Origin of the sequence: Limnoraphis robusta BA-68 BA1, assembly GCF_034932365.1 — a bacterium.
Lineage (GTDB): Bacteria > Cyanobacteriota > Cyanobacteriia > Cyanobacteriales > Microcoleaceae > Capilliphycus > Capilliphycus robustus.
Genome location: NZ_JAYGHR010000013.1, coordinates 70,423 through 78,577, shown reverse-complemented (window position 1 = coordinate 78,577; position 8,155 = coordinate 70,423). Strand labels below are relative to the sequence as shown.

The 8,155-nt window shown below is 43.1% G+C and carries 6 protein-coding genes; 2 read left to right on the top strand and 4 right to left on the bottom strand.

Annotated elements, in window-relative coordinates:
* Nucleotides 1-182: 182 nt before the first annotated feature.
* Complete coding sequence (locus VB836_RS08225) at nucleotides 183-719, bottom strand: LptA/OstA family protein (RefSeq protein ID WP_323218873.1); 537 nt, start codon at nucleotides 717-719, stop codon at nucleotides 183-185.
* A gap of 577 nt (nucleotides 720-1,296) precedes the next feature.
* Here VB836_RS08225 and VB836_RS08220 point away from each other — a divergent pair.
* The gene (locus VB836_RS08220) at nucleotides 1,297-3,579 is read left to right on the top strand and encodes a pentapeptide repeat-containing protein (protein ID WP_323218871.1); all 2,283 of its coding nucleotides are present in this window, start codon (nucleotides 1,297-1,299) and stop codon (nucleotides 3,577-3,579) included.
* 60 nt (nucleotides 3,580-3,639) lie between these two features.
* Here the strand turns inward: VB836_RS08220 and petL are convergent, their stop codons facing one another.
* Nucleotides 3,640-3,741: a cytochrome b6-f complex subunit PetL gene (gene petL / locus VB836_RS30480; protein WP_456085754.1), complete on the bottom strand. Its 102-nt coding sequence runs from the start codon at nucleotides 3,739-3,741 to the stop codon at nucleotides 3,640-3,642.
* A 92-nt stretch (nucleotides 3,742-3,833) separates the two neighbouring features.
* Between petL and aroB the strand changes: the two genes are divergently transcribed.
* Entirely contained in the window at nucleotides 3,834-4,928 is a 1,095-nt protein-coding gene (gene aroB / locus VB836_RS08215) for a 3-dehydroquinate synthase (protein WP_046282267.1), read from the top strand.
* Here aroB and VB836_RS08210 read toward each other — a convergent pair.
* Together VB836_RS08210 and VB836_RS08205 are read right to left on the bottom strand one after the other, a co-directional pair.
* On the bottom strand, nucleotides 4,925-5,368 hold the full coding sequence (locus VB836_RS08210) for a hypothetical protein (RefSeq protein ID WP_323218870.1): 444 nt from the start codon (nucleotides 5,366-5,368) through the stop codon (nucleotides 4,925-4,927). The two genes, aroB and VB836_RS08210, sit on opposite strands and share 4 nt — an antisense overlap.
* A gap of 296 nt (nucleotides 5,369-5,664) precedes the next feature.
* A complete protein-coding gene (locus tag VB836_RS08205) occupies nucleotides 5,665-8,124 on the bottom strand; it encodes a PQQ-dependent sugar dehydrogenase (RefSeq protein WP_323218869.1) in 2,460 nt (819 codons plus the stop codon).
* Nucleotides 8,125-8,155 lie beyond the last annotated feature (31 nt).

Below are 8,155 nucleotides of genomic sequence, written 5' to 3'. Positions count from 1 at the left end.
GCCATTAAGGTTCTTTGACGGTTGTTCAGCTTCAGTTTGGTCTTGAAGGCTCGTTGCATAGATCTATTATCTGATCTTACAGATAGTACCGTGTTGTACCATAAATCGTCTACTAAGTTACTTCTCTCGCCTGAGAAGCAACCCGTCACTCAAACCTCCGAGTTTGATGACTCAATTTGTACTTAGGGAGCAGCCGGAGCGCTAAATGGATTTTTAAAGGCGGGTTTGGGGTTGAACGGTTCAACCGCAGCATTTTTTGTCTCTGTTCCGTCGTCAGGAACAATATAAATTGATTCGACCTGTTGACCTCCAGCCGGAAGTGCAATAAACCGACCTTCATCAATCAGGTAGGTTACGGTTTCTCCTCGAATACTACTCCCTTCTTGCAAAATGAAAACATTTCCACTCAATATAATTCGTCGTTCTCGACTGAAATATTGGGCTTGAGCGGCGGTTGCTTGCAGATTACGAGCGGGATAGTTAATTTGAACATTACCCCGTGCTGTGACTATTCCTGTGTTCGCATCAGCTTCTTGAACATCAGAGCGAACAGTCATCGCCGTCGAGGGGTCTTGTTTAGCCGCCGGGGCAGGTTGAGCTTTACTGATGGCTGGATTGAAAAAATTTTCACTCAGAATCGCACCGCTCAAAGTACCAGGCAGTAACAGCGCAACGACTAAACGTAGTATTTTTAAGTTGAGTAATTTAGCAAGAGGCATTATTAATAATGTATTGGCAGAACACAAAGGACACGACAACAGACCCATTTAAGGTTCTGACGGTGTGGAATTTATAGACAGACCTGTGTTGCCTATTGTACTCGATACAATGCCTTCATCGTGCGATCCGGCAGGAGACAGTGCCAGTCTTGTCGGGGTAATTCATCAAGCCACCCCTACCAGTGACCAGCGTAGGGGCATTTCATCAAGCCACCCCTACCAGTGACCAGTGACCTATTGCCTGTTCCCTGATCACTGATAACTGTGTACGGCTAACTTTTTTCCTATGCAGATTTGAAAAATATTATTCTAAGTGTAGATCTAGTAGGTATAATGTTCTAGGAAGTTATCATTAAGTTAACTAAAGTTCCGTTTAACAGCAAAGTCTCAACATACAAGGCCTATTCTTGTCGAGTGGGGCTTGGTTTTACAGTATCTTCAAACTTATCGGATCAACTAAAGTCGTGATTAAGGCTGGAGATCGGGTTTTCTGTACTGTTTTGAACAGAGGTTTTAATTGGGTGCTTAGAGTTTGTTTTTCAAGTGAGAGGGTTGTTTCGTTAAACAACAGGACAGCATGACAAACGGATGTACTTCTACTAACAATTGTAAAACGGAATCCTATTCCGATGGTTATCTCAGCATAGCCGATCCGGAAATTGATCAAGAGGTTATTTATCAGTTTTTTATCCAGCATATTCATCAGTGGGAACCCGAAAAAGTTTTAGATGAATTTGAAAATATTTTTATTCATCTATGCTGTCCCGAAAGCCAGAGTGTCGATCAAGGGATTAATCGGATAGTTGATTCCAAACAGGAAGTCATCTTTAAAAATACTCTCAAACGGGTTTGCTATATTCTGATCAACAACTGGTACATCAATAGAAAACATCTATTTGTCCAAAAACTGATCGCTCTATTAGAAGACCGGAAAGAAGATGATAGCATTGCCATTTCTCCCAATTTGCATCGCTTAGGAAATTGGTTGCGGAATTTCTTTAAAAGTTCAGAATATGAAGCGATCAAAAACTGTGCGTTAAAATCAAAAAAAGATTGGAGTCATCGTTATACTTCCTATCTGCTCGTTCCCGAATATATCAACAACGAACAAAACTCCAAAGAACAAAAAGAATTTGCTCGAAATTTATCAAAACAGCTTAAAGACAAATATAAGTTCGATTTAGCCATGTATGTGGCGCGATCAAACTCGACGACAACCATTTTGAGTGAAAAACGCTCTAACCCCACCCAGTTGGGAGATGAAGTCGTTCAACTGATCAAAAAAACCATATCAGCCCAGAGAGTCTCCAGCTATACCCAACAAGCCAAACTCTTTCTCCGAGACACTCAAAAACTAAATTATGCCGAATTTAAAAAGACCTTACCCCAATATTTAATGCTTTCGGGTAGCGATCAATTCCCCATTAATAAAGTTAGGGAAAAATTGAACAAAAAACTCGATACCCTCTATACCCACTATGAACCCCGGATCATCAATAAAGGCTTAATCATCCGCACCTGTAACCGTCTAATTGAAACCCTGACAACCGAAGATAATAAAACCCCCTCTGCCATTTTTACATTGTTAAATTCCCAGGGAAATCCCCTAACCCTGGTGATTATACTTCTAAAAATTGTCTTGATTTGTAGTTCGGCTCGCACCTACTTAGAACTGTGCATCTCCAAACTGATTCAGCAATATCAAGATCACGAAGAAGAACAATGTCAGCGTCTGATTAACTTTCTAGAAGTCTTGAATTTAGTCTTCACAATTTTTACGGAAAACCTCCAGTTTCACCTCGTTAGAGTCAAAGAAGAAGAATCAACAACCCTAATCGCCAACCTCGATTCTTGTCGGCTTTTCTGTCAATCAAAAGGGCTGGATTTGCGAGGAACCAATCTTAAAGGTGTTAACCTCAGTAGTCTCGAACTGCGGGGTGCCGATCTCAGAGACAGTGATCTCAGCGAAATCTCACTCGTTCAACTAGACTTACGTCTGGCTAACCTTAGCGGTACAAACCTCAGTGGTGCAATTCTTGATCAGTCCCGATTATTAGTCGCAAATCTCACAGAAGCAGACTTAAGCCATGCTAGTCTTGTGGGAACTGACCTACGACGGGCTGATTTAAACAAGACTAATCTCACTAACGCTAATCTTACAAAAGCGACCCTAGATTTGGCAAATCTCCGACAAGCTAAATTAACTCACGCTAATCTCGTCAATGCTAGCTTAAATGCTGCTGACCTGAGTTATGCTGACTTGTGCGGTGCCGATTTGCAAAATGTTAATTTCAGGGGAGCCAATTTAACCGGAGTTAACCTCAGTTACGCCAACCTCAAAGGTGCTAACCTCCAAGATGCCAACTTGACAGGTGCTAACCTCAGTGGCGTTAACCTCTCGAATACCCATTTACGTCAAGCCAATTTTCAGCAAGCCAATTTAGAAGCCGCAAATCTTTCTCGGGTTGATTTAACTCAAGCCAATCTCAGCGGCGCTAACTTGAGAAACGCCAATCTCAGCGAAGCCAACTTGAGAAACGCCAATCTCAGCGAGGCTAATTTGAATTTTGCCATTTTACGTCAGGTTAACTTCAACCGAGCGGTAATGACGGGGGCGCAAATTTGCCGTGCAGATTTAACACGGTCTAAACTGATTGAAGTTGATCTTAGTAATGCTAATCTCACTTATGCTCAAATTCGCCATGCCAATCTCAGCAACGCGAAACTGTTCAAAACCAATCTGCTGGGCGCTAACTTGTTCGGGAGTAACGTGACTGATGCGATCGTTAAAGGGGCTAAGTTTGGCAACAATTCGGGGCTGTCGGATGATGTTCTTCGGTATTTAAAATTGAGACAGTAGGAAGTCTAAAAAGAGACGCTCTTGAGAACGTCTCTACTGTTGTCAAGCTATTAGGGTTAACTAGATTAGCTTAATCAAACGAAACGCAAACAGAAACCCAAACGCAACCGCTAAAGCAGCGACGTAAATTCCGGCATAAGCGATCACTGCACCTACAGTCATTCTTTTGACTCCATAAAACATCATCATACCTATTGAAACATGAGGTGAGCTAGAATACATCTGTGCTGGGGCAAATTGATGAGGGAGACACAATGGAATCTGTGATTCGGGTGAATTTAGAACAGCTTTCCTATGATATTGCGATCGCGCCGGGAAGTTTAGAGAAGTTGGGAGAATTGATCACGCCTCTCAAATTAGGTCAAAAGGTTTTGATTGTGTCAAACCCCGAGATCTTTCACCATTATGGACAACAGGTGATCACCGCTTTGGAAAGCTTCGGCTTTGAGATCGCTTGTAGCACCCTTCCGGCGGGGGAACAATACAAAACCCTAGAAACCCTGCAAAAAATCTATGATATCGCCTTAGAACACCGCCTCGAACGATCTTCAACGATGATTGCTTTAGGTGGGGGTATCATTGGGGATATGACGGGGTTTGCTGCGGCGACGTGGTTACGGGGGATTAATGTTGTTCAAGTTCCGACAACGCTGTTGGCGATGGTGGATGCGTCTATCGGCGGGAAAACCGGGGTTAATCATCCTCAAGGGAAAAATTTAATTGGGGCGTTTCATCAACCTCGAAAGGTGATTATTGATCCGCTTGTCTTAAAAACATTACCAGAGCGAGAATTTCGGGCGGGAATGGCGGAAGTGATTAAATATGGGGTGATTTGGGATGCTGAATTGTTTACCCATTTAGAACAAGCCCAACGCCTCGATCAAATGCAGTTTATTGACGTTTCATTATTACAAGAAATTCTCCAACGCTCTTGTCAAAGTAAAGCTGAAGTTGTCAGTAAAGATGAAAAAGAGTTAGGACTCAGGGCAATTTTAAACTATGGTCATACGATTGGTCATGCGGTAGAAAGTTTAACGGGATATACAACCGTTTTGCATGGGGAAGCCGTCGGAATTGGCATGGTTGCCGCCAGTCGAATTGCGGTAAAATTAGGGCTTTGGGATGAAGATTGCGATCGCCGTCAATGGGCGTTAATTCAAAAAGCAGGTTTACCGACAACCTTACCCACCGGAATTAATATTGATGAAATCTTAGCCTCGTTGCAACTGGATAAAAAGGTAGAAAATAAAAAAGTGCGGTTTATTTTACCGACAGAAATTGGTGTTGTGACGATTACCGATCAAGTTTCATCTGAGGTGATTCGAGAGGTTTTGCAAGGAATGTTTTAAAACTTTTTGAGTTGATCGCTGAGGTGTTCTCCTGAAAACAAGTCAATTCCTAATGCTGATTTTATCAAATAAAGGAACAAAAAAATAAACGCACTAATCAGCAAGTTAATCGCAATTAATAATAAAGTTGCAGCGATCAGATTTCCGATCCGAGTGATTCCTCTAACGGGATATTCACGCTGTCCGCGCCGTCGTTCTTTACCAACCAATAAAACGAGATAAAAACGAGATAAAATCAGATCAACAGTTAACCTCAAGTCTACAATTTTCGGAGAATGTTTGGGAATAGCTTCTTCTAAAATATCTTGAATTGCTGCAATTTGTTCTGTATTCAAACTGGATAAAACTTGAGGATGAATTTTGTTCAGATAATATTCTGGCGTGCGATTCTGATAAGGTACGGAAGTTTGATTTTTGGGTTGAAATTTCGGTTGATTCATTAGATGAAATCGTGAGATCAAATACGACAAATAATGCTACACATCTTTCTCCCCATCTCCGGGGCGGGTTTATTTAACTGATTTCTGGGAAAACAGACACTTAGGAAGAACCCGCCCCTACACAAGTTCTGACGACTGAGATCAGGACTTCTGACTTGTGAACTCCCCACCTCCCCATTCATCATAGTCACGCAAATATTTAAGTATTTCATATGAAATCCAGGGCGGTTTCATGGATCGGAAAAAAGGGTTGGAGTTGATCGGCGTAAAGATAGCAAAGCTGAGAGTACCCGACATCAGTTCCCGTTGAAAAGCTTTTCAATAGCGTCCCGTGTCGTCATGGCATTAACATCACTGGAAAGCAGATGATGAAGACTCCAACGGACAGTATGCTGATAGCGATCGCCGTTTTTAAAAAGATGCAGTGGAGAAAGCAGTTCTAATTCAATATAATTTTCTAGAGCATCCCCATTGTTATACACTTCTACAGGAAAACCAGCACCGCCTACCGCCCCATCTGGGTATTCGCCATCAGAGCGAGTTGCTTTTTCTATCATAGCCACGCCGTCAAAAACGGCAGCTAGGGCAATAACCGGGCTATCAGCCCCAATCTTATAGCTGTTTTTCGTAGAGACTCCCACAGAGGGACGCACCTGTAATAAAGTCGGTGTAATTTTGACAAGGGGTGACTCATTCTTCGGAGGATTGATCCAATGAAAATTTTGTTTATATACACTTTGGGAATTGAGTGGTATAAACATAGCATCTGGGGGTTGAAGTTGAGTAACGTTCCAAATCGATAGAAGCAACGGTTCTCCCTTGACTTTTTCCACAGTTTGCTTGATCGCAAAATCCCCATTATCCTCAAACCAAAACTCACGCACCACCCGCGCACCAAAGCCTTTTGCTACTTCACTGGTCATTTGTAAGTGATTATTGGCTAGAATCTTTGCGGTGTGGGCGTTACCATCCCAAGCCGGCTCGGGAGGCCATTTCCGCCCGGCGATCGCCGGCCACCATAGCTGAGGTGCGGGCCAAGTTTTATCGCCGCCCCAGTTTTTCCATTGATTTTTACCGTAGGTTTTCCGGGGTGAATTCCACAACAAGTTAGAACCCCCCACAAAACCATAACCCATAACTCGCCCAATTTCCGGGACGATAACCGCCTCAGTGCGACCATCGCTGAGGCGAAGGCCGCTACGCCCATTGTAAACTGTAGGTGTAATCGTGCCGACAGCAGTAGATATTTCCGACTGTTGTTGGCTTTGATAGTTGCCAGACTCCGGTGAGGGGACAATTTTTCTAACCTTCCCATCTTGTTTGGATGTTACATAGAGTTCTCCGGCTTCGTCTATCCCAAATCGGACGTCGGTTCGGTTTTGACCCACCATTTCCAGAAACGAGCGTTCTTTTTCTCCTTCAAAGAGTCTGAGTTCTTTAATCGTCGCCTGTTTCCCCTCAACCAGTTCATCGACAGGAACGTGGAAAAATCGCCCGTCACTGCCAAAGTCTGCAAAAATATACTGACCCACCAATTCAGGAATGGCGCTTCCCCGGTAAACAAAACCTCCTGTAATTGCAATTCCATAAAACTCAGTCAGCCCGGGCGGTCTATCATGGTCATATTGGGCAACGGGGTAGATGTAATTAAAATCGGCATCATTTTCGGGTAATTCATAAACGACATTTTCGTTATTTTGATCGACAACCCAAGTCCCTTCACGCTCTCCCCAACCGTAATTGCCGCCTTTTTTCCCGAGATTTACTTCTTCGATAAAAGTTTGACCCGTATCGACGATTAACATCTTACCTTCGCCACCGGTATCCCAGCTAAAACGATGAGGATTACGCAATCCATAGGCCCAGATTTCCCCCAGTGTTTTCGGGTTGTTATCGTTTACAAATGGATGATCATCAGGAATGCCATATTTGCCATTGGCGCTATTATTTCCAAAGGGATCGATGCGTAGAATTTTTCCTAAGGGTGTACTCAAATCCTGTCCATTATCGAGGGGGTCTGTTTTGCTCACCGGAAAACCGTCACTACCGCCATCGGCTACGGCGATGTAAAGCATTCCATAATCGGCTTCACCGGGTTTGGCGTTGGGATTAAAGGCCAATTGTCCTGTATTGTGATCGGCGTAGGGTTCTTCGATGCCAAGGATTTCTCGCACTGTTCCAGAAAATGTATTAGCCGAAGGGTTTGTCGTTTTCCACTCCCGAATGACGTCATGGTGAGAACTTTCTACCCTCTCACCTTTGCTATTAATAATGGGTTTAGAAACCGGAAAATCCGGTGTTCCAGTGTGTTTATCTTCGCTGGTAACAGTATAAAAAATTCCATTTTTAGCAAATTCTGGGTGAAAGGCAAAATAGGAAAATCCTTGCTGTCCCGATTGGTCGTGAAACCCTTGACCGACTAAACTTTTAACATCCATGTAAACGGTGGCAGTACGGTCAACAATCACATAGAGTTTGCCGCGCATATCATTAACAAATAACCGTCCGCTACCGTCGCCAGGGGAAAGAAGCAGATTCAATCGAGCCGCCTTGTTCTTATTTTTCTCACTCCCGCTATCAGGAATCTTTACTACTTCTTCTAATCCGATAGAGAGTTTTGACTTTTCAATCGGTTCGGGAATTGGATTTTGGGTAATCTGAGCCTCGGAAATACTAGCAAATGCGATCGCCGCAAAAAAAACACTACAAATCCAATAAAGAAAGCTAGATTTCTTAATCAGGCTTGACTTTTTCATAGGGCAGATTTTGTCATTTTCTACGGCTTCA

Bases quoted from the DNA above. Each gene is read 5' to 3' on its own strand.
- VB836_RS08205 (WP_323218869.1), bottom strand. From the start codon at position 8,124: ATGAAAAAGTCAAGCCTGATTAAGAAATCTAGCTTTCTTTATTGGATT.
- VB836_RS08210 (WP_323218870.1), bottom strand. From the start codon at position 5,368: ATGAATCAACCGAAATTTCAACCCAAAAATCAAACTTCCGTACCTTAT.
- petL (WP_456085754.1), bottom strand. From the start codon at position 3,741: ATGACTGTAGGTGCAGTGATCGCTTATGCCGGAATTTACGTCGCTGCT.
- VB836_RS08220 (WP_323218871.1), top strand. From the start codon at position 1,297: ATGACAAACGGATGTACTTCTACTAACAATTGTAAAACGGAATCCTAT.
- aroB (WP_046282267.1), top strand. From the start codon at position 3,834: ATGGAATCTGTGATTCGGGTGAATTTAGAACAGCTTTCCTATGATATT.
- VB836_RS08225 (WP_323218873.1), bottom strand. From the start codon at position 719: ATGCCTCTTGCTAAATTACTCAACTTAAAAATACTACGTTTAGTCGTT.